Genomic DNA, 23,848 nt, shown 5'->3' with positions numbered 1-23,848 from the left:
GGTCACGAGACGAGGGCGCGCAGTCCATCGGTGACGGTCGGATACTGCGGCTTCCACCCCAGTTCCGCCTTGGCCCTGGCATTGGAAACGCGCATATTCGCCTTCGTCATCCGGTGCGCGTAGGACATCGGCTTCATCATCCACGCCGGGACGGTGAAAGGTGTGGGCGTGCCGAATGTTTCGGCGACCAGCCGCACATGCGACCCGAAACCCGAGGGCGCGTCGTCGACAATGTTGTAGGCGCTACCGGGCCGCCCGCCTTCGACGGCCAGCGCTACGGCGGCCCCGGCATCGGCCAGATTCACCCACGGCAGCACCCGTCCGTGATCATTGACGGCGGGCAGTTGCCGCTTGCGCAGCATGTCGACCAGGTTCTCGGTGCCGCCCGCGCCGTAGAAGAGGCCGTACCGCAATGAGATTCCCTCGATACCGGGGGCGCCGAGCATCAACTCCTCCTTGACGCGCATCCCTTCCAGGTGCGGGGCCACGGCCTTGTCGCCGGGAGTCCCGAACGGATCGCCCTCGGTGACCACGTGATCACCGAAATCGCGGTAGCCGTAGCCGAACACCATGGATTCGGCGATGACGCGCCGCGCGCCGACTGCCCGGGCGGCGGCCATGAGGTTCTCGGTTCCGGCAATGCGCAGGTCATTGGTGGCGTACATATCCCGGTGCCGCATGGGGGCTTTACGCAGGGCGGTGGCGGCGTGCACCACCGTATCGATCTCGAGTCCCTCGACGGCGCGGAGCAGTTGATCGCGATTCATCAGGTCGGCTCGGACGGCGGCGTCCGAGCCACGGGAGAGTGTCAGCACGGTGTACCCGGACGCTCGCAGCGCATGGGCGATGTGGCGGCCGAGGACGCCGGTCGCACCGGCGAGCAGGATGTTCTTATCGGTGTTGTTCATGACTATCGGACAATCCGGCTGGGGTATTCGTGACACCTGGGACAGTGAACTGTGTCACAAACCGTTCGGGTGCGATGCTTGAGTTATGGCGTTCGATCTCAATAGCGATCTCGGTGAAGGCTTCGGCGCGTGGTCCATGGGTGACGACGCGGCCATGTTGGACATTGTGACCAGTGCGAATATCGCCTGCGGATTCCATGCCGGGGATCCGTCGATCATGCGCCGCACCTGTGCGCTGGCGGTCGCCAAGGGGGTGCGGATCGGCGCGCATATCGGGTATCGGGATCTGATCGGATTCGGTCGCCGCGCCCTGGCGATCTCACCGGAGGAGCTGCGTGACGAGACGCTGTATCAAATCGGCGGTCTCGATGCCTTCGCCCGCGCGGCCGGTGATCGGGTGCGCTATGTGAAACCGCACGGCGCGCTGTATCACGCCGCCGCCGCGGATCGGGCGCTGGCGGAGGCCGTGGTGGGACCTATGCGCGAATTCGATTCCGGGCTGGTGCTACTCGGTCCGGCCGGTACCGAATTGGAGGGGGCGGCACGCGACGCGGGGATCGCCTTCGTGGGTGAGGGTTTCGCCGACCGTGCCTACCTGGAATCCGGCGCCCTCGCCGCCCGCGGCCTGCCGGGCGCGGTGCTCTGGCCCGACGATGCAGTTATGCAGGCGCTTTCGATTGCCCGCGACGGTAAGGCGAATACCGTGGACGGTGGCTCGGTGACCGTGCGGGCGGCGAGTATCTGCGTACACGGCGATTCTCCGGCCGCGGTGGAAATGGCTCGCCGCATTCGCGCCACCCTGGACGATGCCGGTGTTACCGTCACCGCATTCACCTGATCGGAGCCAGCGGTGAGTGAGGGCGAGCGGGATACGACAGCCGGGGAGATCCGGTCGGCGGGCGACCGTGCGCTGCTCGTCATCCCGCCGGTGCCCGCCATGGTGGCGGATCTGGTTGCGGCGCTGCGCAATCGACCGGCCGGTGTGGTGGATGTCCTGCCCGCCGCCGAAACCGTACTGGTCACCCTGACTTCCCCGGCTGTCGTCGAATCGGTGCGCGGACGTCTCACGCGTCTGCTGGAGCGGATGGATGCCGAGGCACGGGTGGCGGCCGGTGCGCGCCGGTTACCCGACCGTGCGGATGCTCCCGGCAATGCCGTGGGCGGCGACGGTTTCGGCTCCGAACCCCTCGTCGTCCCGGTCCGCTACGACGGCGCCGATCTCCCCGCGGTCGCGCACCTGCTCGGTCTGACCACCGACGAGGTGATCGCCCAGCACACCGGGACCGTATGGCGTTGCGCCTTCGTAGGATTCGCCCCCGGATTCGGCTATCTGGAATCCCCGGACGGTCGGCTGTCGGTCCCCCGCCGTACCCAGTCCCGCACCGCCATCCCGCCGGGTGCGGTCGCCCTGGCGGGTGGCTACTCGGCGGTCTACCCGCGCCGCAGCCCCGGTGGCTGGCAGCTGATCGGCACCACCGAGCTGCCCGTGTGGGATGTGCACCGCGACCCGCCCGCCCTTGTTCGCGCCGGTACCCGGGTGCGTTTCACGATTGCCGAGCAGGAAACGTGATCCGCGTCGAGCGGGTGGGACCGCTGGCCACCATTCAGGATCTCGGTCGTCCCGGCTGGTTCGATTCGGGCGTGGGTATCTCCGGTGCGGCGGATCGCGCGGCGCTGCGCTTGGCGAATCGGCTGGTCGGAAATCCGGAGGGCGCGGCCGGAATCGAGGTCCTGCTGGGTGGATTGGAGTTATCCGCCCAGCGGCACCTGACGTTGGCGGTGACCGGCGCACCCGCACCCGCCTTCGTCGACGATCGGCCGGTCGGCCCGGCCAGCGTCCTGGAACTGGAAGAGGGACAACACCTTCGGCTCGGGTTGGCCGGTACCGGTCTGCGCAGTTATGTGGCGGTGCGCGGTGGTATCGATATCGCACCCGTACTGGGTTCCCGCAGCCGAGACACCATGTCCGGGATCGGCCCGGACCCACTGCGTCCCGGTGATGTGCTCCCGGTCGGTTCGCCGCCGCGTACCTACCCGATCGTGGATGTCGCGCCGGTGCCCCCGCCGGGCGGTGCGCCACTGACCATTCGCGCCCTGCTCGGGCCCCGGGACGACTGGTTCACCGATCCCGGCGCCCTTTTCGCGGGTGAGTGGATGGTGTCCTCGGATACCGACCGGGTCGGCGCGCGTCTCGACCGTCGTATCGGACCACCGCTGGAGCGGCGCATTCAGGATGAATTACCCACGGAGGGAGTCGCTTTGGGTTCCATCCAGGTGCCGCCGAGCGGGCAGCCGGTGGTTTTCCTCGCGGATCATCCGATTACCGGCGGTTATCCGGTGGTCGCCGTGGTCATCGATGCCGATGTGGACGCGATGGCCCAGGCGCGCCCCGGACAGACAGTGCGGTTCCGCCGCTACTAGCGGTTCAGTGTGGCGTGCATGAGGTACACGTTGTAACTCCCCCAGGCCGATAACGCGAAGTACAGGTCGCGATCGGTCGACCACGGATGGATGAAGCCGCCGTAGGCCGCCGGATAGTCATTGGTGCTCACCAGGGGAATCGGCTCACTCCAGGTGCCCTGCGGTTCCGCCGCGGTCCGCAGCACGATCTGATGCGCGGGGGCATCCAGATACACCATCTGCCATTCCGCGCTGGTCTGGTCGTATCGGATCGACAGTTCGCTGGCGGTGCCGAGAACCAGTGGCGTGGCGAGCAATTCGTTCGGTGTGGACGCCGGGACCCAGTTGCCCGCGACCCAATACTGGTAGGCGGTCTTATTGAGTACCTCGGTGGCGGGCACCCGGGCCAATCCGATAACACCCATGCGCCCGTTGGGAGTTCCGAACATGTACACCCAGTCGCCGTGCGGCACCATGGTCGCCACCTGGAAGCGTCCGATGCCGAAGAGGTTGTCCCACATCGCATGCTGGGATTTGGTCCAGGTGCGGCCGTTGTCGTCGGACCAGGCGATACCGCCGTGATTGGTCCACCACATTCCGGGGATGCGGCTCCACCGGTTGATCGACATATAGGTCATGTACTGCCGGTCGCCCACCGCGAAACCCGATGTCGGGATGGTGGTCACCTCGAAATTCTTGATCTTGCGGCTATTGAGAAGTTCCGCGGCATGGCAGCGGCTGTCCTGTACGAAGGTATCGAGGGTGAGTCCGTCCGACAGGTCCCGGTCGCTACTGAAGCCCAGGACATTGCTGCGCCAATCCGCATCCGCGCCGCCCGCGCCACCGGGTTCCCACCCTTTGCCGAAGGTATCGCCGAAGAGCACGGCCACCTCGCCGGGCCGGTTCTCCCACATCACCCCCAGATCGGTGCCATCCACCTGCCAGCGCATATCGGTGCGATTACCGGAGCCGGGCCCGGTGATCTGGTCGACGAGCCGAACATTTTCCACCCGCGGCGGCGCGACGGGCGCGGCCAGCGGTGCGGGGGCAGGTGGGACGTACACCGGTTCGGGTACGGGCTGTGGTTCGGGCGCTTCACCACCGGGCACCGGGACCGGAATCGGCTCGGGGTCCGGATGGAATTCGATACTGGGCAGCGCGATTCCGCCGGGCGGGGCGGGTGCGCTCGGGGTAGCGCTCTGCGGTTGAGCGTCATTCGGCTCGCCGGTGGTCGGTGGCGTGGATTCCGAACGCTGTGAGCCCTCCGGCACGGTGGTCGTAGTCGGCGGTGGCGTAGTCGGTTTCGGAGCGTCGCGAATATCCGGGCACGGGTTGGCGCAAGGGTCCGCGGGCAATGCCTCGGGCTCGATGCGGGTGTTGTCCGGACCCGGACCCGGAATCGGCACGGGTACGAATTCGGGGACGGGAACCGGGATCTGAATGGTCGGCGGTCGCGGATCAGGCGTGCTGCCGGGCTCGGGTTCGCGGGCCAGTGGATCGAATCCCACTTCGCCGCAACTGTTCACCGGTGCCGGTGCCCACGGATGCGGTGCGGCGGCCGTCGGCTTCACGCAGACCAGTCCGAGGAGAGCGGCGCCGGCGAGGATCGAGGTGGTGCGGAGGTGCGATCTGGGGATCGGCGCGGACCGCAGTAGTCCCATGGCGCTGTGCGTCTCCTGTCCAGTCGCGGCGAACCGCGCATTTCGACATCGAACCGGCACACCGTATCCCGGTCCTCGCGCACCATACGACGATTGTCCGCGGTGTCCACCGATCGCGACCGAAACGATATGGATGTCCGTTATCCCGCAATCCCGATGCGCCGTCGCGCATTCACCGCGACGGCCACGAGTCCGCATCCGTAGATGCCGGCCGCCGCGACCACCACCGCCGGTGCGCGACCGTCCGCCGGAATGGCCAGCGAGGTGACGGCCAGCGCCAGTACGAAGCCGATATTGAAAATGGTGTCCTGCAGGGCGAATACCTGGCCACGATGGGAATCGTCAATGTCGATCTGCATGGCAACATCACCGGTCAGTTTGATGATCTGTCCGGCCAGCCCGAGCAGGAAGGCGGCGGCGAGCAGCAGCAGATGCGCGCGACCCGTATCCGCGCCGGTGGCGACGGTAATGGGGGTGACCAGCGTCAATTGCACCACCATGGCGGTCAGCAGCCCGACGACCACGGTGCGGGGGCGCCCGAGCCGTGGAATCAGCGCCGGTGCGAGTACGGCGGCGACCAGCATGCCCGCCCCGGCACAGGTAATGGCCACGCCGAAGTTGGCCAGCTGCGTCCCGACTCCCGACCCGTCGGTCCCGCGTCGCAGCACCAGCACCATGAGCAGGGTGTCGGCGCCGAACACCATGCGGTGCGCGCAGATTCCGATCATGGCGGTGGTGACCTCCCGCGAATGCCAGGCCGCCACCGCGCCATTGCGCAGACCGGCGGCAATCGCCCGGACCGAGCTGCGGGCATCGCGTTCGGCCCGATCGGGTCCGAGCGCGTGCCGCCGAAACCCCCAGGCGGCAACCATGCCGACCACCGAGCCGACCGCACTGCCCGCCACCGCGACCGCCGAACCCGTGTCCCCGGCCCCGGCGAGTCCGACAATGCCGAATCCGAGGCTCGCGCCCACAATGGCGGATCCGGCTGCCGCGCTCGCCAGTATCGAATTCATGGGCACCAGCCACCGCTGCGCCAGGACCCGCGGTAGTGCCGCCGAGCAGCCCGCGCCGATGAATCGTCCGATGCCCACCACGGCCAGCGCCAGCAGCAGCAGCGGTGTCGCCTCGACCCCGGTCGCCAGCAGTGCGGCCGTCACGCCGATCAGCGCCGCTCGCGCCACATTGGCCAGCAGGAGGACGGTCCGCCGATCCCACCGGTCCAGTAGCGCGCCCGCGTAGGGCCCGACCAGGGAGTACGGCAGTAGCAGGGCCGCGAACCCGGCCGCGATATCGAGGGGATCGGTCTGGCGTTCCGGATTGAACAGAATGGCCCCCGACAGTGCCGCCTGGAACATGCCGTCCCCGAACGGCCCCGCCAGTCGAATCACCGCCAGCCGCAGTACCCCCGGACTGTCGCGCAGTGCCGCGCGGATGGTGCGCAATACCGCTGTCGGGGAGCGCCGCGACGGGCGGGAAGCCCGCTCCGCGGGCACGTTCACCGGGCCGGGTGCGTTGTCACGAGGGCGTACGCGGCGGCACGCATATCGGGAGCCATGGGCAGACTGTCGAGGCCGTCGGCGTCGACCCATTGGTACTGATCGTGTTCGCTCGGGTCGAGCGAGATCTCACCGATTTCGGCTTCCACCACGAAGCTGTATTTGCGCACGCGGGATTTGGTGCGGGTGGCGTAGTCGAAACCGCCGATTACATCGGTGATACGCACGACACGCAGCCCGGTTTCCTCGTACAGTTCCCGGACCACACATTCGGCGAAGCTTTCCCCGGATTCCACTCCGCCACCGGGCAGTTCGTACATTCCGCCGTGCCAGTCATCGGCGACACGCCGTACGACCAGCAGTTTTCCATCGAGAAAGACGGCGACGCCGACCACGAAATGGGTAATTCCCTCACTATGGGCCTGTTGTCGCAGTTCACGTTCGATACCTGCGAGCACCTCTGGTCGCATCCGTCCCCTCCCTCCGGTACCTCTTGCGGCCCATCATGTTACGGTCGCCGTCCTGGTCCGGCGCAGTGGCCGTCATTTCGCCGTTACTTCGCGGGCCCGGCGGCATAGTCGATGCCGAAAATTTGCCTATCGCACTCCCATACCTGAAATGCCTGGTCGGGGGCGTGTGAGCGATTGCTGCTCCCACGATAGAATTTACCGGGAATTCAGGCAGGTGTTCCGATTGTGCTTCTACCCTGGAAGCCGATCGGTCTCGCCGGTGAGAGGAGACGGGCGGTGTCCACGCTCACGACACCACACATCGATGTCCACAGGGGCAGCGATCGCATGAAAACCCGTGTGCCATGGCTGGATTCACGGCACTCCTTTTCCTTCGGTGAACATTACGATCCCGACAACACTCATCACGGTCTGTTGCTGGTCAACAACGAGGATGTCGTCCTCCCCGGCGAGGGTTTCGAAACCCACCCGCACCGGGATATGGAGATCGTGACCTGGGTATTGAGTGGCAGCCTGGTACATCAGGATTCGCTGGGGCACGCCGGTGTCATCTATCCCGGGCTGGCGCAGCGGATGAGTGCGGGCAGCGGCATTCTGCATTCGGAGAAGAACGATTCGTGGCGGCTCAGCGCCGGCACCGCACACGATGAGCCGGTGCACTTCGTCCAGATGTGGGTGGTTCCCGACGAGCCCGGTATCGAACCCGGCTATCAACAGTTGGAAGTCGACGACGAGTTGGCGGGTGGCGGCCTGGTGACAGTGGCGTCCGGCCTGCCGCAGTACCGCGATCGCACCGCCATCGCCATTGCCAGCAGCCATTCCGCCATGCATGTGGCGCGCATGCTCGACCAGCAGACCACCGAGGTGCGACTACCCGAAGCGCCGTATCTGCACGTCTTCGTGGCGCGCGGTGAGGTGGAGATGGAGGGCGTCGGCACCCTGTACGAGGGGGATGCGGTGCGGTTGGCGCGCAGCGGCGGTCAACGCATTACGGCGCATATGCCCGCGGAGATTCTGGTGTGGGAGATGCACGCGCGCCTCGGTGGGCAATAGCATTTCACGGGCAATAGCATTTCAGATGACGGCCGCAGCCGTGTGTGACCGCGTGCGTTAACGGCCCCACCGCGGGCCTGCGATACCGGGAGCAGCACTGACGGAAGGACGCCACATGTCGTACCCACCCCCTGGGCAGTACCCGCCACCCGGTGGCTATCCGGAACAGCCGGGCGGCTATCCCCAGCAGCCGGGTCAGCAGTACTGGCAGGAACCGCAGAAGGGTAAGGGCCTGGCCATTACGGCACTGGTCCTCGGCATTATCGCGTTGCTGTTCTGCTGGACCGTTATCGGCGGCATCCTGTTCGGCGTCCTCGCCGCCATATTCGGCCTGATCGCCCTGCTCAGCAAGAAGGCGGGCGGTACCGGCCTCGCGATCACCGGCCTCATCCTCGGCATTATCGGCCTGATCATCGCGGTGATTATCGGCGTCGTCGCCTGGGGTTTCCTCGAGGAGACCGGCTTCACCGACTTCACGGACTGCGTGAACAAGGCGAACGGTGATCAGACCAAGATCGAGCAGTGCGAAAGCGACTTCCAGCGGCGCGTGGAGGACAAGTTCAGCATTACGCTGACGCCGGAGCCGACGCCCTAGCGGCGGCAGGCCCGGGTCGCGGACACCACTTCCGCGAGCTCGGGCCGAAAGTCCTTATCCGGCAGACATACCCAGCTCCGATACCCGCCGTACTCATCGGCCGGTGACGGCAGCACGATATGGCTGCCCGGCAATGCCACACCCGCGCAGTCGCGGAAGAGGTCCGCGAACAGCGCCATATCGAGGTACGAATTGTCGTTGGGCCCGGTGAGAAAGGTCCAGCGCCCCGATCGAGGGTGCGCGATGACCGGTCCGCAGCGACTGTGTAGGTGGTCGCGCACCCGGGTGCCGAGGTCGGTCGGCATGGTGACCGCGCCGACCGCGCCGACTTCCAGAATGATGCGGCCGACGGCCTGGTCGACGACGCCGTAGAGGCCGTGTTCCGTGCGGTAGCGGCGGCAGCGGACCAGGGCTTCCCGGGTGGTCGCGTAGGCGTTCGGGTCGAGCGTGTTCATGGCGAACCTCATCTCGGTTCGAACCGGCTCGTGGAGCTGTTGCACCGACGGTAGCCCTGCGCAATCGGAATGACAATAGTCACACACCATTGAGGTGCAGGCGTAGCATCAGCAGTCATGGCACCCGTCTCGCCCACTGTCGCACGCTGGGAATTGGTGCTGCGCCTGCGGGAACTACGTGAGCAGCACGGCTTCGATTCGGCGACCTTCGCCAAGCGGGTCGGGTTCACCCCGGCCAATTGGTCGCATGTGGAGAAGGGCCGCCGCGTCCTCACCGTCAATACCATCGGCCCGGTCCTGGAACTCCTGGACGTGGACGGGGAAGAACGCGAGGAACTGCTCGCCCTGCTGGCCGCCAGTAAGGAGCGCGGCTGGTGGGCCAAGTCCTCCGCGCTCATCGGCACCGAACTGCAGCGCTACTACGGCATGGAGTACGGCGCGGAGGCCATTCGCAGCTACGACAGCCTGGTGGTTCCGGGTCTGTTGCAGACCGAGGAGTACGCCCGCGCCCTCATCAGCGCCGACGTCATGATTCGCCCGGTGCAGGTGGAGCAGCTGGTGGCGGTACGCATTCGACGGCAGCAGCGGTTGTACGGTGACGATCGCCCCGAACTGACCGCGGTGGTGAGCGAGGCGACGCTGCGGCAGCAGATCGGCGGGCCGAAGGTGCTGCGCGGCCAGCTCGAGCATCTCGCCCGGCTGCTGGAGGAACTCGATACCGTGGCGGTGCGGGTTATTCCGTTCACCGCCACCGCGGGCGCGATTCTGGGCGGTTCGAGTTTTCATTTGCTCGATTTCGCGTCGCCATCACTGCCGACTTTCGGCTGGGCGGAGAGTGCGGTATTCGGTGGTCCGGTCGATGATGCGGATCAGGTCCGTGACCTGGCCTTTGCATATGTACGTGCACTCGACCAATCACTCAGTCGTTCGGACTCTTTGGACATGATCCGAACCTATATAAAAGGGGAATGATCGCATTTCGTACCGTAAAATGCCGCATATGTCTACCACCGCAAGGCACCATCCGGAATACACCGGCTGGTTCACGTCGTCCCGTACCAATAACGGCAATCAGTGTGTCGAGGTCCGGTTCGACGGTGATGCGGTGCTCATCCGTGACAGCAAGTACCGCCGCGATCCGGCGCACCGCCCGGACGAAGAGCCCATCATCACCGTCAGCACGCACGAATGGACCCACTTCATCGACTTCGTGACCGGCCGGGCAACGACGCCCCCGACCCTCACCTGCCACACCACCCGCGACGGATCCACCACCCTCCGCCACCGCGAGATCACCCTCGTCTACACCCCCGGCGAATGGAAAGCCTTCGTCGCGGGAGCACGTGACGGCGAATTCGACCGCATCGCCCTGCCCGCCTGAATCGCTGACATGACAACTGATTTCGTAAGAATCGGGGTAACTCACCGGGTACGCCCAGAATCGGGTCGGCTCCCAACCGGCGGCACGCGTGCACGACAGCCGACGGCTCTCAGCCGGGCGCTGAAGATTCGGGGAGGCGGGGAGTGCGCTGAAGATTCGGGGAGGCGGACAAGCATACTGGTTGGCGTGACTTCGCAGCAGCAAGCTCCCTCCGGAATTGACCTCTCCCATGTCGACGCGAGCGTGCGGGTGCAAGACGACCTGTTCGCCCACGTCAATGGCAAATGGCTGGACAGCTACGAGATACCGGCCGATCGCGCGGTCGACGGTGCTTTCCGGACGCTGTACGACCAGGCGGAACTGGATGTGAAGGCGATCATTCAGGACGCTGCGGATACCAATGCCGAACCGGGTAGCGATGAGCGCAAGATCGGCGATCTGTACTCCAGCTTCATGAATACCGAAGCTGTGGCGGCGGCGGGGTTGTCGCCGATTACCGAGGAACTGGCCGCCGTCCGTGCCGTGACCGATCGCGGTGAGCTCGCGGCCCTGCTCGGCGGCCTGGAGCGCACCGGCGTCGGCGGTGCGCTCGTCATGTACGTCGATACCGACGATAAGAACTCCGACCGCTACCTGGTGCACACCAGCCAGTCCGGTATCGGCCTGCCGGACGAGTCCTACTACCGCCAGGACGAATACGCCGAAATCCGCGAGAAGTACATCGCCCATATCCGCCGGATGTCGGATCTGGCGGGCCTCGATCTCGACCCGCAGCGCATCTTCGAGCTGGAGCGGAAGCTGGCCGCCGGACACTGGGATGTGGTGCGCCGTCGCGATGCCGAATTGTCCTACAACCTGACCACCTTCGATGCCCTCGTCGCCGAGAATCCGGAATTCGACTGGAATGCCTGGACTTCCGCGCTGGCGAAGAACCTGGACCGCACGGGTCCGGAGCTTTTCGCCGAACTGGTGGTGCGCCAACCGGATTACGTGCGCACCTTCGCGCAGCTCTGGGCCTCGGAGTCGCTGCAGGACTGGCAGGGCTGGGCGACCTGGCGGGTACTGCGTTCCCGCGCCGCCTATCTCACCGATGACCTGGTTGAGGAGAATTTCGACTTCTACGGCCGCACCCTCACCGGTGCGCAGGAGAATCGGGAGCGCTGGAAGCGCGGCGTCAACCTGGTGCAGGATCTGCTCGGCGAGGTGGTCGGGAAACTGTATGTGGCCCGGCACTTCCCGCCGGAGGCCAAGGCCCGCATGGTGGAGTTGGTCGACAACCTCCAGGAGGCCTACCGCCGCAATATCTCCCAGCTGGAGTGGATGAGCCCGGAGACCCGCCAGGCGGCGCTGGCCAAGCTGGAGAAGTTCACCCCCAAGATCGGCTACCCGGATACCTGGCGCGACTACTCCGGTGTCGAGATCGACCCGTCCGATCTGGTCGGCAACTACCGCCGCGGCTACGCCGCCGAGCACGATCGCGACCTGAACAAGCTCGGCGGTCCCGTCGACCGCGACGAATGGTTCATGACTCCGCAGACGGTCAATGCCTACTACAACCCCGGTATGAACGAAATCGTCTTCCCCGCAGCGATTCTGCAGCCGCCCTTCTTCGATATGAACGCCGACGACGCCGCCAACTACGGTGGTATCGGCGCGGTCATCGGCCACGAGATCGGCCACGGCTTCGACGATCAGGGTTCGAAGTACGACGGCGACGGCAATATGATCGACTGGTGGACCGAATCCGATCGCACCGAATTCGGTAAGCGCACCAAGGCTCTCATCGCCCAGTACAACCAGTTCTCCCCCAAGGATCTCTCCGACGACCACACCGTGAACGGCGAATTCACCATCGGCGAGAACATCGGCGACCTCGGTGGTCTCTCCATTGCCCTGGAGGCCTACAAGATCTCCCTCGAGGACCAGGACTCCCCCGTCCTCGAAGACCTCACCGGCCTACAGCGCGTCTTCTTCGGCTGGGCCCAGGTCTGGCGCACCAAGGCCCGCCAGGAGGAAGCCGTCCGCCGCCTCGCCGTCGACCCGCACTCCCCACCGGAATTCCGCTGCAATGGTGTGGTCCGCAACCTCGACGGTTTCCACGAGGCCTTCGATGTAAAGCCGGGCGATGCCCTCTACCTGGAACCCGCTGAGCGCGTAAAGATCTGGTAGTTGCTCCCCCGCCTCCCCGAGACTTCAGCGCGCAGCTGAGAGCCGTTGACCGCCGTGCACGCGTGCCGACGGTTGGGTGCCGAACCGATTCTGGGCGTCCCCGGCGGGCTACCCCGCCCTCGCGAAATCAGCTGTCGAGTTGGCATGAGGACGTAAAGCTGCCTCCCGAACAATTCGAGCCCCTGCCCGTCCGGGCAGGGGCTCGAGAGCTAGGAGAGAAACCTCAGTTCCAGTCGCCGTATCCGTCAATACCCTCAGCGCAAACGCTGTTCGGTTTCCGCGTCGAAGAAATAGATCTCGTTCGTCTTGGGCGTCAGCCGCAACCGATCACCCAGCGCCACCTCGAAGTGCCGGTCGACGCGGGCGACGACCTTGCCCGAGCGGCTGGACCATTCGTCGTTCACGCCGTGCGAGTACAGGAAGGATTCCGCACCGAGTTCCTCCAACAGTTCCACCTCGACGGCCAGGGAATTGGCCGGATCGGTGGTGACCTCCCAGGATTCGGGCCGGATGCCGACCACGATCCGCTTGCCGGTGATCGCATCGCGCGGTACCGGGATTCGGAGATCGTTCAGTACCGCGTGGCCGTCGTGGATGTTCGCGGCCAACAGGTTCATACCCGGTGAGCCGATGAATCCGGCCACGAAGGTATTGACCGGATTGTCGTAGAGTTCGCGCGGGGCGGCGACCTGTTGGAGCTGGCCGTCGCGCAGCACCGCCACCCGATGCCCCATGGTCATGGCTTCGACCTGGTCGTGGGTGACGTATACGGTGGTGGTGCCGAGTCGCTTCTGCAGCGCCGCGATCTGGGAGCGGGTACTCACCCGGAGTTTGGCGTCCAGGTTGGACAGTGGTTCGTCCATACAGAACACCTGCGGCCGCCGGACAATGGCGCGGCCCATGGCCACGCGCTGACGTTGTCCGCCGGAGAGCTTGGCCGGTTTCCGGTCGAGCAGCGCTTCCAGCTCCAGCATGGCCGCCGCCTCCTCGACCCGAACCAGGGTGTCGGCCTTACTCATTCCCGCATTGCGCAGTGCGAAGCCCATATTCTCGGCCACGGTCATATTCGGGTAGAGCGCGTAGGACTGGAAGACCATGGCCACGTCCCGGGCCCGCGGCGGCAGACCGGTCACATCCTTGTCGCCGATGAGAATGCGTCCGCTCTCCACGGATTCGAGTCCGGCCAGCATACGCAGACTGGTGGATTTACCGCAGCCGGACGGCCCCACCAGGACCAGGAATTCGCCATCGGCGATGTCGAACTCCAAACTCTCGACCGCCGGGGTGGGGGTTCCCGGATACCGGTGGGTGACACCGTCGAACCGCACAGTCGCCATGCTTTCCGCCTCTCCGGGACTTCAGCGCACGGCTTGGAGCCGTTGTCCGTCTCGCACGCGTGCCGCCGGTCGTGTGCCGAACCAATTCTGGGCGTCCCCGGTGAGTTACCCGGATCTCGCGAAATCGGTTGTCACGTTGGTGAATAACCGCCCCGATGCTCTCGACCGGGGCGAGTGGACAAAGTTCTACTTGGGCAGTTTCGGCAGGATCTGCCGGTCGATAATGGTCTGGAGCTGGTTGGTGACATCCGCGAAGGCGGCCGCCGCGTCCCGGTTCTGCAGGCCGATCTGTTCGAGTCCGGTGCCGATGATCTGATCCGCGCCCGGGATGAATACCCGGGCGTAGTCCTGCGATCGGGTCAACGCCAGCTGGTCGATGGCCGTCTTCGAGTTCGGGTTCTCGGCCAGGAACTGCTGCTCGGACGGATCCTGTAGCGCCGACTTGCGTACCGGCATATACCCGGTGCCCTGGGAGAAGTACGCCGTATTCGCGGCATTGGTAATGAACCCGATGAACTTCAGCGCATTCTCCTTGCGAGTATCGGAGATGCGCGCCGGAATGGCCAGGCCCGCACCGCCGGTGGTCGCGCCCGGTCCGTTGGGATGCGGCAGGAAGGCGGTGCCGAGGTCGAACTTTCCGGCGGCACTGCTCGTAATGGACTTCAGGTCACCGGTGGAGGCGATGCCGGAGGCGACGAGCCCATTACCGATATCCACGGGGAGGGTCGGCCGGACGCTCGCGTACTTCTTGGCATTGATGCTGTCGCGCAGGTAGTTTCCGGCCTCGATCGACTTGGCGTCGTTGAAGGTCAGCTGCCACTCCTTGGAGTACCGGCCACCGAAGGTCCACATCGGGCCCTGGAAGGTCCATGCCAGGTAGTCTTTGGCGTTACCCCAGCCGTGCGCCCACTTGTCGGCTCCCACGATCGACTGAATCTTCGGGCCCCACTCGTCGAATTCGGTCCAGCTCTCCGGACCACGTTCGGGCAGACCGGCCTTCGCCCAGACATCCTTGTTGTAGTAGAAGAGCGGTGTCGACCGCGCGTAGGGCAACGCGTAGTGCTGACCGTTGAATTCGTAGTCGGCGGCCAGCGAGTCGACGTAGTCGGCGAGATCCACTCCGGCCGAGGAGAAGTGGCTGTCCATCGGCTCGATGGAGCCGTTCAGCGCGTAGTTGAACCACCAGACATCGGACAGCACAACCACATCCGGGAGGTCGCCACCGGAGAGTGCCGCATTGAACCGCTGCGACACCTCCTCGTAGTTCTTGCCCGCGGAGACCAGATTCACCTTCAGATCCGGGTACTCGGTCTGGAAGCGGCTGATCAGCTCGTTCTCCAGCTCCTTGGAGGTACCGGGGTGATTGGACCAGAAGGTAATGGCGTTGGCGTCGCCCTCCTGCTCATCGCCGCCCCCGGTACCCGCACAGGCGGTCAGCGCGAGACCGGCGGTGGCGGCACCGGCCAGGCCGAGGAACCCGCGCCGCGACAGGCCGGGGAATTGTTGATCTGACACGGGAATCTCCTTGTAGAGCAGTGGAACTCAGCGGAACGGAACAACTCAGCCTTTGACCGCACCGGAGGTGAGGCCCTTGATCATGTGGCGTTGCAGGGCGAGGAAGACGATGAGAATCGGCAGCATGGTCAGCAACGTCCCCGCCATGACCGGCCCCCAGTTGGTGACGCTCGGGTTCTCCGTGTTCTGCAACAGGGTGAGACCGACCGGCAGGGTGGCGACCCGGGTGTCATCGGCCATGAGGAACGGCCAGAGGTACTCGTTCCACTCGTTCACCAGTGTGACCACCGCGAAGGCGACCATGGTCGGTCCGGACATGGGCAGCACCACCCGCGTCAGCAGCCGCCACCACCCGGCACCGTCCATCCGGGCGGCCTCGATGATCTCCGCGGGCAGTGACAGAAAGTGGTTGCGCATCAGGAAGGTTCCGAAGGCCACCCCGCACAGCGGCACGATGATGCCGGCGAAGGTATTGCGCCACCCCAGCTGTGAGATGAGTGCGTAGTTGGAGATGACGGTGATCTGATTGGGCACCATGAGTGCCGCGATAATCACCAGGAATACCGCGGTCTTACCCGGAAACCGCAGGAAGACAAGCCCGTACGCACTGAGTACGCCGAGTACGAACTTCACCACCGAGATGATCAGGGTGATGATCACCGAGTTCCGCAGGAAGGTCCAGAACGGTAGCAGCGTGGTGGCTTCGCGATAGTTCTCCGGATGCCAGCTGCGCGGCCAGTACACGGCGGGCTGGGTGTAGATATCGGGCCGTGCCTTGAACGAGGTGATCACAATCCAGAACAGCGGGACCCCGACAATGATCAGTACACACACCATCGCCCCGTAACCGAGCCAGGTGGCGGCGCGTTGCCGATCGCGGAATGCCTTGGCATAGCTCATCGCTCGCTCCGATCCATAATGCGTACCTGCACGAGCGTCACGATGAGCAGCACCAGGAACATGATGGTGGCCACGGTCGCGCCGTACCCGGCTCGGAAGTTGACGAAGGATTCGCGATAGACCTGGAAGACCATGGTGGTGGTGCCGGTGCCGAGCGGCCCGCCGCGTGTCATCACATTGATGATGTCGAATACCTGTAGGGAGTTGAGCAGCACGGTGATGGACAGGAAGAAGGTGGTGGGCCGCAGCTGTGGTAGCAGTACCCGGGTGAAGGTTGTCCACCGGTTCGCGCCGTCGATCTCGGCCGCCTCCATGAGATCGGTCCGAATCCCCTGTAGCGCCGCCAGATAGATGACGAAGGCGTAGCCGAGGTTCTTCCAGATATAGGTGACGGTCACCATGAACAGCGCCCAGTGCGGATCCTGGTAGAAGTCCGGCACCTGCCGCACGCCGAGCCGGTGCAGAACATCCTGTACCAGTCCGAATCCGGGATCGAAGATGAACTGGAAGGCCACGCCGATGGCCGCGCCCGAGATAACGAACGGCGCGAAGACCGCGGAGCGGACCACATTGCGCCCGAAGAGCTTCCGATCCAACAGCAGTGCCAGGGCCAACCCGAGCACCATGCTCCCGACCACCGCGGCGAGCGTGAAGATCACCGTATTGGTGACGACCTCCCAGGAGTCGGCCCGACCCCACCACTCCCGGTAGTTGTCGAAGCCGATGAAGGTAGCGGCGGTATCGGAGATATTCCAGTCGAAGAACGACAGCCGAATATTGTCCAGCAGCGGCCGGTACACGAACATCGATAGCAGGATCAGATTCGGCCCGACCAGCACCAGGAACAGCGCGTAGTCCTGCCACGGCCGTCCACGCCAGCCGCGTGACTTCGGTTGCGGCAGTACTCGCTCGGGCCTCGATCGCACTGGCGCAGCCTGCCCGCCCCGAGCTAACGACCGGCTACTTGAAGATGGCCAGATCTTGAACTGTCGGCGCGAACTATCGCCGGAACGACTTCGGTCCAGTTCGTCCCGCACCGCGCGCATGGCGGAATAGTAGGGCCGCCCAGTCCGTTTCGGAGGCGGATTCGATCAAGACAGCAAACCGCCCGAAAAAAGCTGGAGCCCTTGCCCCGTCGGGGCAAGGGCTCCAGTCCTACGGACGGAAACCTCAGTTCCAGTCGCCGTATCCGTCACCCTTGCTGAGGGTTCCGCCGGTGGTGTTCTGTACAACCACCGGGTCACCCTTCTTCACGTTCTCGAAGTACCACTGCGCGTCCGCCGGGCTGATATTCAGGCAGCCGTGCGACGCGTTGGAAACACCCTGCTGTCCAACCGACCACGGGGCCGAGTGGATGAAGATGCCGCTGTTGGACATGCGCACCGCGTATTCGACATCGAGTTTGTAGCCCTCGGGGTCGGTCGTCGGCACGCCGTAGGTGGACGAGTCCATGATCATCTTGCGATTGCGTTCGCTGACGATGTAGGTGCCGTTCGGGGTTTCGTGCTTCGGCTTGCCCATCGACGTCGGCATCACCCGGACGACCTCGCCATTGCGGGTCACGGTGATCTCATGGGTGGTGTCATCGGCGGTGGCGATGAATTCGTCGCCGATCTCGTAGGCGGTGTGGGTGCCGCCCGCCTCGACGGTGATCTGGGATCCGGCGGGCCAGAACGACTCGGGCCGCCACCGCACCTGCTTATCGCCGTGCCAGTAGAAGTGGCCGTCCACCTTATTGGTGGAGGTGATGCGGATGGCCTTCTCGGCGGTCTCGTGGTCGGTGACCGGTTCCTTGAAGTTGATGATGATCGGCTGGGCGACGCCCACCACCTCGCCGTCGCCGGGGTTGATATTCGGCGCGGTGAAGTTGGCCGGCGGCACCGGCGCCTTCGCATTGGGCGAGTCCGGGGTGTCACCGGGCGTGGGCTGCGGCATGACGGCCGACGGCAATCCGATATCGGGTCCGCCCGGCCACAGCGGTGCGGCCTGTGCGGGGGCGGCCAGCACCAGTCCGGCGGCCGCGCTGGCGGCAAGGGCAAGGAGTCCCGTTCTCCGGTACGTGGTCGTGCGCAAGGCTCAGTCCTCTCCGGTACTTCGGTTCACGCGCGCATCTTTCAGGCGCGCGTAGAGCGCGAGTAGATCTCGCGGCAGGTCCCAACCCCGCGTTCATTCCTACCGTGCGATCACCGGCATGCCAATTGCCTTCTGGCAGTTATATATACAAACCAGTCGATGTGCGACGTGTCACACTGACGTGGGTGGGCGACTTACCGGGTGTGAACATGCCGTTCGCCCCGGCGATTCGCCCCACGGTCCACGGGGCAGGTCGCGAACCCGGTTGTCACGGTCTCAAACATGGCTGTGACAGAAATCACTCTATTCGCTACCGGATTCGAGGACATCGAAGGTAATGGCCACACGCGGACCGGTCGCGATGTTGTGTGGCACCGATATCGGTATCCGCCCCTGTGCGAACCGCGGCGACAGACGCAGTCGCGCCCGGCCCAGCACGGTGGCGAGCACGATCCGCAACTCGTAGTCCGCCAGCGCCGCACCGACGCACCGCCGGTGCCCACCGCCGAAGGGTGCGAATTCGAAAGGCCCGTAATGCCGTTCGAGAAACCGTTCGGGACGGAACTGCCGTGGTCGCGCCCACACCGCCGGGTCGGAGTGCAGTAGCGGCACCGCCACCCCCATGGTGTCCCCCGCCACCAACCGCTGTCCGCGCAGGGTGAACTCACCGGTGAGCCGCCGCAGCACAATCGGCACCGGTGGATGCAACCGCAAGGTTTCCTGGCATACCGCGTCCAGATAGGGCAGCCGCGCGATGTCCGCGGGTTCCGCGCCGGCATGCGCCGCCAGCTCCGCCCGCAGTCGCCGCAGCGCCGCCGGCTCGCGGTGCAGTCGATACAGCGCCCACACGAGTACGGTCGCCGTGGTCTCGTGCCCCGCCACCAATAGGGTCCGCACCTGATCCCGCAATTCGGCATCGGTAATCACACTGCCGTCGTCATAACGGGTGTCGAGCAGCGATCCGAGAATGTCCGTACCCGGTACACTGGTTCTGCGACAAGCGATTTCGCGATCGATCAGGGCGTCGAGCCGATCCCGCGCCGCGATGAAACGATTCCAGGGCGCACGCCCGAATACTTCCCGGCGCAGCGCCGGAATCAACATCAGCGCTCCTCCGTAAGTGTTCAGGAATTCCGTTGTAGCGGCGCAATATTCGTCGCGGCGGCGTTCATCGTCCACTCCGAGCACCACCGCGAGTACCACCCGCAGAGTTATGGCCCGTGCCGCCGCCCGCGCATCGATCCGCGTTCCGCTCCGCCAGGGCGTCCCGGTCCGTTCACCATCCAGCTCGGCTGCTGCCGCATCTCGAATAATGCTGCCGTAGGTGCGAATTCGGCCGCCGTGGAATGCGGGCGCGAGCAAAGTCCGATCCCGCCGATGCTGCGCGCCGCGGGTCAGTATCAATGAGGAAGGCCCGACCATCGGCTCGATCGGATTCGGCAGCGGCGGCCGCACCGAATCCGCCGGTGCTCGGAACACTTCCCGGGCCCCGGCCGCACTGCCGGTGAACAATGCCGACCCGAACCCGGGAAACCGCACCAGGAACGGATCCCCGTCCCGTGTTCGCCGCCACCGGAAGTACCGGTCGAAATCGAGCCCGGCCAGCAGCGCGTGCAACAGCACCGGGCGCGGCGCGCGTGGCGCGGTCCCGACCGGTCCGGTCTCGGCACTCATATCCGGCACTACGTTCCTCGCCGTCGACGGGTTCGATTCCGTCGGGTTCGGTGCCTGATCCCGCCGGGCTTCGAGGTCGACGCGCCCCGCCGGGTCGTGTATGCATTTGCTGACGGAAAAGCTAGACAATCTAAGGATTTAGGACTCATCGTGTCGCGACAGTCGTTTTCCCTCCGGGTCGCCGTCTCGGCGTTCGCCGCTGCCGCCGCCCTGGTCGTCACGGGCTGTGGCGCCACCGTGACCGGCACCGCGCTGGCCGCCGACGGTGACGGGCCGACCAGCAGCAGCTCGACGACCACGAAGTCGGCTCCCACCACCACCAAGCCCGCGCCGACCACGGTGAACAAGGGCGGCTCCACCGACTTCCAGGCCAGTATCGGCGACTGCGTGAAGCTCGGCGGCACCACCGAGAACGCCACCATCGAGGCGGCGACCTGCGGTTCGGAATCCTCCAATTACAAGGTGGTCGGCAAGGCCCGCACGAACGACCAGTGCCCCACCGATGTCGACCAGGCGTACTACGAGACCTTGAACGATATCGAGACCGGTGCGCTGTGCCTGGATATCGACTGGGTCATCGGCGACTGCCTCGAGCTCGGCGGTGAGGATCCGGCACGTATCTCCTGCGATTCGACCGCCACCACCGAGGGGGTGAAGGTGCTGGCGATCGAGAAGAACACCACCAGCGTCGACTCCTGCAGCCTGGGTGACCAGGGCTATGTCTACGACGAACGCCGCTTCGTCGTCTGTGTAACCAGCCTGTAGCGGAATAGGACTCGACAGAACACGCGGCGGGGCGGTGATCCACTCGGATCACCGCCCCGCTGAGCTCCCGGGATGACGAGGTGCGCCGATCTAGATCGGGCGGTACCCGGCTCCCGTACCACCGCGCGCATTGATGTCGTCCATGATGGCGGTCATATTGGTGCCGACCTCGGGACCGAAGCAGGCGAGTGCCAGATACGCGTTCACCATGCCGACCAGCGTGCTGCCGACGACGACCGGCGCACCGGAATCACCTTCTACGACGCACATCTGGGTCCATGTCTCGTAATTGGTGCCGAAGACATCGCCCCAGGTGAGCCCGCAGGTATTGCCGGTGGTGCGGCCTTCCTTGCAGACGATCATCGGGAACTGCGGCGGAGCACCGAGATTGGTGATGGCGACATTGCCGATCCGGTTCACCGGAATGACACGGCCGGGCTGGAACTCGATGACGGCGTAGTCGAGTTCGTGGTTGGAATACACGAACTTGCCGATCACGCCGTAGTTACGGGCGACCTCGGCGTACACCTGGGCGCCGGGATCACCGCAGTGTCCGGCGGTGAGTCCGACCAGTCGGCCCGCGTTATCGTGGCCGATCGTGGTCAGCGTGCACTCGAATTCGTTGTCGATCACGATTCCGGAGCCCCCACCCAGCACCGGCGGTGCGGGATCTGCTTGCGCGGCCCCGGCTCCCGCCCCGAGCAGTGCCGCGCTCATCGCGACGGCAAAGGCGGCGTGTGCCACCCCGGCGAGTTTCCTGAACATGACCCTCCAGACGTCGGATGCTGCTATTCACACTGACTGTCGTCTCATCCTGTCAGTATTCGTCCCGGATCGACGCTTGTACTGCCCGATGTTGCCCAGCCGTGTCCTGACATCGCCAGAAGTTCCGTCGATGTTGCGAGAGAGTGCCCCGAGATCGTTCGCGCAATCGCCCGAACTAGCGCCGAACAATCCCGCGTCATGTCGATTTCGGATAAGTTTTATCCAATTTAATTATTCGGGGGGCTTTGTAATTGTCTCGAGATCGGCGCGAACGACTTGCTGAACTAGAACAAGTTCTAGATATCTGCCTGGTTCTTTGTGAACCCAACCAACCATGTTGCTGCTGGTCACATCAGTTCAGACAAAGTGATCCTGCTCTATGACGAGTAGCACAGGACTGTGATGTGTTTTTCCTAACTCCGTAGTAAGGTGCGTCAAGCAACAGTCGCCGGAGGCAGGTCACCGGCGTCGAGAGGGGTATCGAGTGGTGCAGTTGACCAAGAGTCCGGGAGGGGCCGGGTCATCAAGGGAATCGCGACTCAACGCAGCGACCGACTGGGCCAAAGGGTACTGGGAGGACCATCCGAAACGGTCCCTCGAAACCGGTGGTCGCATGATGGCGATGGGAGTCTCGGCAGTCGCCGAACTCTTCATAGCCATCTTTCGTAAGCGCTTCCCGTTCGGTGAGTTCATCCGGCAGTGCGCCTTCATGGCCAATGTCGCCGCCGCTCCGACGTTGCTCGTAGCAATTCCGATCGGCGTGATCGTGTCCATCCAGGTCGGCTCGGTCGCCGGCCAGGTCGGTGCCACCTCATTCATCGGTGCCGCGAACGGATTGGGCATCATCCAGCAGGGCGCGCCGCTGGTCACCTCGCTCATGATCGCGGGCGCGGTCGGCTCGGCCATCTGTGCCGATCTCGGCTCCCGCACCATTCGCGAGGAGATCGACGCCATGAAGGTGATGGGTGTCGATCCGATGCGCCGCCTGGTGGCTCCACGTCTCGGCGCGGCCATGCTGGTGTCGGTACTGCTGTGTGGCTTCGTGGTTTTCGTCGGCTTCCTGACCGGATACGTATTCAATATCTTCGCCCAGGGCGGCACACCGGGTTCCTATGTCGGAACCTTCGCCTCGTTCGCGGTGACCTTCGATCTGTTCGTCGCACTGCTGAAGTCGCTGATCTTCGGCTTGCTGGCGGCCATCATCGCGTGCGATACCGGCCTCAACGCCAAGGGCGGTCCGGGCGGTGTAGCGAACGCGGTGAATACCGCGGTGGTCATGTCCGCGGTGATGCTCTTCGGCGTGAACCTGATTCTCACGCAGGTCTACAACACCCTCTTCCCCCCACAGATGGTCTGAGTCGTGTCAGCAACGTATGTTCCGCCGCTGCTGCGGCCCCTCCAAAAGCTCAAGAGTTCCGGACGTGCTCCGCTCGACTTCGTCGCGCGCGTCGGCCACCAGGTCTTCTTCTTCCTGCGTTCCATCGGCTCCATGCCGCTGGCCTTCAAGCAGTACCCCAAGGAAGTCTGGCGACTGCTGTCCGACGTCACCTGGGGCAATGGCAATCTCGTCGTTGGTGGCGGCACCATCGGCGTGGTACTGATCCTGTCGGCGTTCGGCGGTATGACCGTCGGCATCCAGGGCCACACCTCGCTGAATCTGCTGGGCCTGAGCCCGATTACCGGTGCGATCTCCGCCTTCGCGACCACCCGTGAACTCGGTCCGCTGCTGGCGACACTGGCCTTCGCGGCGCAGGCGGGCTGTCGATTCACGGCACAGTTGGGCGCGATGCGCATCTCCGAGGAGATCGACGCGCTGGACGCGCAGGCCATCCGGCCGCTGCCGTATCTGGTCAGTACCCGCATGATCGCGGCGATGATCGCCATCATTCCGCTGTACTGCATCGCGCTGCCGGTCGCCTACATCTCCGCCGCGCTCACCGTGCAGATGATCGGTGGCACCGCCTCCGGCACGTTCCAGCACTACTTCTACCAATTCCTGATACCGGAAGACGTACTGTATTCGATGTTGAAAGCGATTCTCTTCGTCGCGATCACCACGTTCATCCAGTGCTACTACGGCTTTTTCGCGTCGGGTGGCCCGGAGGGCGTCGGCGTGGCAGCGGGTCGCGCGATCAAACTCAGCATTATCGCGGTGGTTTTCGCGGACCTGTTCATGACGTTGGCCATCTGGGGCGTCAACCCCGGCATCCGGATCTCGGGGTAGGGGC

The 23,848-nt window shown here is 64.8% G+C and carries 23 protein-coding genes; 11 read left to right on the top strand and 12 right to left on the bottom strand.

Annotated elements, in window-relative coordinates; translation table 11 throughout:
- Positions 1–2 precede the first annotated feature (2 nt).
- Positions 3–908 carry an NAD-dependent epimerase/dehydratase family protein gene (locus NU1_RS01210; protein ID WP_067516437.1) on the bottom strand — a complete coding sequence of 302 codons (906 nt, stop codon included), beginning with the start codon at positions 906–908 and terminating at the stop codon, positions 3–5.
- Between the two features lie 85 nt (positions 909–993).
- Here NU1_RS01210 and NU1_RS01205 point away from each other — a divergent pair, with 85 nt between their 5' ends.
- Genes NU1_RS01205 through NU1_RS01195 form a run of 3 tightly spaced genes read left to right on the top strand, consistent with a single transcriptional unit; the run spans position 994 to position 3,329 of the window.
- Positions 994–1,746, top strand: a complete 753-nt coding sequence (locus tag NU1_RS01205; protein ID WP_067516435.1) for a LamB/YcsF family protein — start codon at positions 994–996, stop codon at positions 1,744–1,746.
- A gap of 12 nt (positions 1,747–1,758) precedes the next feature.
- The gene (locus NU1_RS42950; protein WP_084520871.1) at positions 1,759–2,478 is read left to right on the top strand and encodes a 5-oxoprolinase subunit B family protein; all 720 of its coding nucleotides are present in this window, start codon (positions 1,759–1,761) and stop codon (positions 2,476–2,478) included.
- A complete protein-coding gene (locus NU1_RS01195; RefSeq protein ID WP_067516433.1) occupies positions 2,475–3,329 on the top strand; it encodes a 5-oxoprolinase subunit C family protein in 855 nt (284 codons plus the stop codon). The genes NU1_RS42950 and NU1_RS01195 overlap by 4 nt, the downstream gene beginning before the upstream one ends.
- Here NU1_RS01195 and NU1_RS01190 read toward each other — a convergent pair.
- The 3 genes from NU1_RS01190 to NU1_RS01180 all read right to left on the bottom strand — a co-directional run bounded on the left by NU1_RS01190 (position 3,326) and on the right by NU1_RS01180 (position 6,938).
- Positions 3,326–4,969, bottom strand: a complete 1,644-nt coding sequence (locus tag NU1_RS01190) for a glycoside hydrolase family 183 protein (RefSeq protein ID WP_084520870.1) — start codon at positions 4,967–4,969, stop codon at positions 3,326–3,328. The two genes, NU1_RS01195 and NU1_RS01190, sit on opposite strands and share 4 nt — an antisense overlap.
- Before the next feature lie 140 nt (positions 4,970–5,109).
- On the bottom strand, positions 5,110–6,414 hold the full coding sequence (locus NU1_RS01185; protein ID WP_067516431.1) for an MFS transporter: 1,305 nt from the start codon (positions 6,412–6,414) through the stop codon (positions 5,110–5,112).
- 53 nt (positions 6,415–6,467) lie between these two features.
- A complete protein-coding gene (locus tag NU1_RS01180; protein WP_067516430.1) occupies positions 6,468–6,938 on the bottom strand; it encodes an NUDIX hydrolase in 471 nt (156 codons plus the stop codon).
- Between the two features lie 276 nt (positions 6,939–7,214).
- Between NU1_RS01180 and NU1_RS01175 the strand changes: the two genes are divergently transcribed.
- Both NU1_RS01175 and NU1_RS01170 read left to right on the top strand, forming a co-directional pair.
- Positions 7,215–7,991 (top strand): pirin family protein, encoded by a 777-nt coding sequence (locus tag NU1_RS01175; protein WP_157551922.1) that lies wholly within the window; start codon positions 7,215–7,217, stop codon positions 7,989–7,991.
- Positions 7,992–8,106: 115 nt separating this feature from the next.
- On the top strand, positions 8,107–8,586 hold the full coding sequence (locus NU1_RS01170) for a DUF4190 domain-containing protein (RefSeq protein ID WP_067516426.1): 480 nt from the start codon (positions 8,107–8,109) through the stop codon (positions 8,584–8,586).
- Here NU1_RS01170 and NU1_RS01165 read toward each other — a convergent pair.
- A complete protein-coding gene (locus tag NU1_RS01165; protein ID WP_067516420.1) occupies positions 8,583–9,041 on the bottom strand; it encodes a hypothetical protein in 459 nt (152 codons plus the stop codon). The genes NU1_RS01170 and NU1_RS01165 overlap by 4 nt on opposite strands.
- Positions 9,042–9,158: 117 nt before the next feature.
- Here NU1_RS01165 and NU1_RS01160 point away from each other — a divergent pair, with 117 nt between their 5' ends.
- The 3 genes from NU1_RS01160 (at position 9,159) to NU1_RS01150 (ending at position 12,591) form a co-directional block, all read left to right on the top strand.
- Entirely contained in the window at positions 9,159–10,013 is an 855-nt protein-coding gene (locus NU1_RS01160) for a helix-turn-helix domain-containing protein (protein WP_067516419.1), read from the top strand.
- 28 nt (positions 10,014–10,041) lie between these two features.
- Positions 10,042–10,422, top strand: coding sequence for a DUF397 domain-containing protein (locus tag NU1_RS01155; RefSeq protein ID WP_067516567.1), 381 nt, complete (start codon positions 10,042–10,044; stop codon positions 10,420–10,422).
- A gap of 186 nt (positions 10,423–10,608) precedes the next feature.
- Entirely contained in the window at positions 10,609–12,591 is a 1,983-nt protein-coding gene (locus tag NU1_RS01150) for a M13 family metallopeptidase (protein ID WP_067516417.1), read from the top strand.
- Between the two features lie 254 nt (positions 12,592–12,845).
- Here the strand turns inward: NU1_RS01150 and NU1_RS01145 are convergent, their stop codons facing one another.
- From NU1_RS01145 to NU1_RS01120, 6 genes are all read right to left on the bottom strand, one after another.
- Positions 12,846–13,928, bottom strand: coding sequence for an ABC transporter ATP-binding protein (locus NU1_RS01145; RefSeq protein WP_067516415.1), 1,083 nt, complete (start codon positions 13,926–13,928; stop codon positions 12,846–12,848).
- Positions 13,929–14,114: 186 nt separating this feature from the next.
- Positions 14,115–15,443: an ABC transporter substrate-binding protein gene (locus NU1_RS01140; RefSeq protein WP_084520869.1), complete on the bottom strand. Its 1,329-nt coding sequence runs from the start codon at positions 15,441–15,443 to the stop codon at positions 14,115–14,117.
- A gap of 45 nt (positions 15,444–15,488) precedes the next feature.
- The gene (locus NU1_RS01135) at positions 15,489–16,343 is read right to left on the bottom strand and encodes a carbohydrate ABC transporter permease (protein WP_067516413.1); all 855 of its coding nucleotides are present in this window, start codon (positions 16,341–16,343) and stop codon (positions 15,489–15,491) included.
- The gene (locus NU1_RS01130; protein WP_371859750.1) at positions 16,340–17,323 is read right to left on the bottom strand and encodes a carbohydrate ABC transporter permease; all 984 of its coding nucleotides are present in this window, start codon (positions 17,321–17,323) and stop codon (positions 16,340–16,342) included. Before NU1_RS01130 ends, NU1_RS01135 begins: the two co-directional genes overlap by 4 nt.
- Positions 17,324–17,513: 190 nt before the next feature.
- Positions 17,514–18,416: a L,D-transpeptidase gene (locus NU1_RS01125; protein WP_067516408.1), complete on the bottom strand. Its 903-nt coding sequence runs from the start codon at positions 18,414–18,416 to the stop codon at positions 17,514–17,516.
- A 303-nt stretch (positions 18,417–18,719) separates the two neighbouring features.
- A complete protein-coding gene (locus NU1_RS01120) occupies positions 18,720–20,090 on the bottom strand; it encodes a cytochrome P450 (RefSeq protein WP_067516406.1) in 1,371 nt (456 codons plus the stop codon).
- Between the two features lie 150 nt (positions 20,091–20,240).
- On the opposite strand from NU1_RS01120, the gene lppU reads away from it, so the two are divergent.
- Positions 20,241–20,855, top strand: a complete 615-nt coding sequence (gene lppU / locus NU1_RS01115) for an LppU family putative lipoprotein (RefSeq protein WP_067516404.1) — start codon at positions 20,241–20,243, stop codon at positions 20,853–20,855.
- Positions 20,856–20,945: 90 nt separating this feature from the next.
- On the opposite strand, the gene NU1_RS01110 is transcribed toward lppU, so the two are convergent.
- The gene (locus NU1_RS01110; protein ID WP_067516403.1) at positions 20,946–21,620 is read right to left on the bottom strand and encodes a S1 family peptidase; all 675 of its coding nucleotides are present in this window, start codon (positions 21,618–21,620) and stop codon (positions 20,946–20,948) included.
- A gap of 487 nt (positions 21,621–22,107) precedes the next feature.
- Between NU1_RS01110 and NU1_RS01105 the strand changes: the two genes are divergently transcribed.
- On the top strand, positions 22,108–22,977 hold the full coding sequence (locus NU1_RS01105; protein WP_067516401.1) for an MlaE family ABC transporter permease: 870 nt from the start codon (positions 22,108–22,110) through the stop codon (positions 22,975–22,977).
- A 3-nt stretch (positions 22,978–22,980) separates the two neighbouring features.
- Positions 22,981–23,844, top strand: coding sequence for an MlaE family ABC transporter permease (locus NU1_RS01100; protein ID WP_067516399.1), 864 nt, complete (start codon positions 22,981–22,983; stop codon positions 23,842–23,844).
- The last annotated feature ends 4 nt before the right edge of the window (positions 23,845–23,848 follow it).

Origin of the sequence: Nocardia uniformis NBRC 13702 (assembly GCF_001613345.1) — a bacterium.
GTDB lineage: Bacteria > Actinomycetota > Actinomycetes > Mycobacteriales > Mycobacteriaceae > Nocardia > Nocardia uniformis.
The sequence above is the reverse complement of the archived record's forward strand: the minus strand, read 5'-3'. Positions and strand labels throughout refer to the sequence as shown.

What these genes read in the sequence shown, in the direction of transcription:
- NU1_RS01210 (WP_067516437.1), bottom strand. Translation starts at nt 908, where the DNA reads ATGAACAACACCGATAAGAACATCCTGCTCGCCGGTGCGACCGGCGTC.
- NU1_RS01205 (WP_067516435.1), top strand. Translation starts at nt 994, where the DNA reads ATGGCGTTCGATCTCAATAGCGATCTCGGTGAAGGCTTCGGCGCGTGG.
- NU1_RS01190 (WP_084520870.1), bottom strand. Translation starts at nt 4,969, where the DNA reads ATGGGACTACTGCGGTCCGCGCCGATCCCCAGATCGCACCTCCGCACC.
- NU1_RS01180 (WP_067516430.1), bottom strand. Translation starts at nt 6,938, where the DNA reads ATGCGACCAGAGGTGCTCGCAGGTATCGAACGTGAACTGCGACAACAG.
- NU1_RS01170 (WP_067516426.1), top strand. Translation starts at nt 8,107, where the DNA reads ATGTCGTACCCACCCCCTGGGCAGTACCCGCCACCCGGTGGCTATCCG.
- NU1_RS01165 (WP_067516420.1), bottom strand. Translation starts at nt 9,041, where the DNA reads ATGAACACGCTCGACCCGAACGCCTACGCGACCACCCGGGAAGCCCTG.
- NU1_RS01160 (WP_067516419.1), top strand. Translation starts at nt 9,159, where the DNA reads ATGGCACCCGTCTCGCCCACTGTCGCACGCTGGGAATTGGTGCTGCGC.
- NU1_RS01155 (WP_067516567.1), top strand. Translation starts at nt 10,042, where the DNA reads ATGTCTACCACCGCAAGGCACCATCCGGAATACACCGGCTGGTTCACG.
- NU1_RS01145 (WP_067516415.1), bottom strand. Translation starts at nt 13,928, where the DNA reads ATGGCGACTGTGCGGTTCGACGGTGTCACCCACCGGTATCCGGGAACC.
- NU1_RS01135 (WP_067516413.1), bottom strand. Translation starts at nt 16,343, where the DNA reads ATGAGCTATGCCAAGGCATTCCGCGATCGGCAACGCGCCGCCACCTGG.
- NU1_RS01120 (WP_067516406.1), bottom strand. Translation starts at nt 20,090, where the DNA reads ATGAGTGCCGAGACCGGACCGGTCGGGACCGCGCCACGCGCGCCGCGC.
- NU1_RS01110 (WP_067516403.1), bottom strand. Translation starts at nt 21,620, where the DNA reads ATGTTCAGGAAACTCGCCGGGGTGGCACACGCCGCCTTTGCCGTCGCG.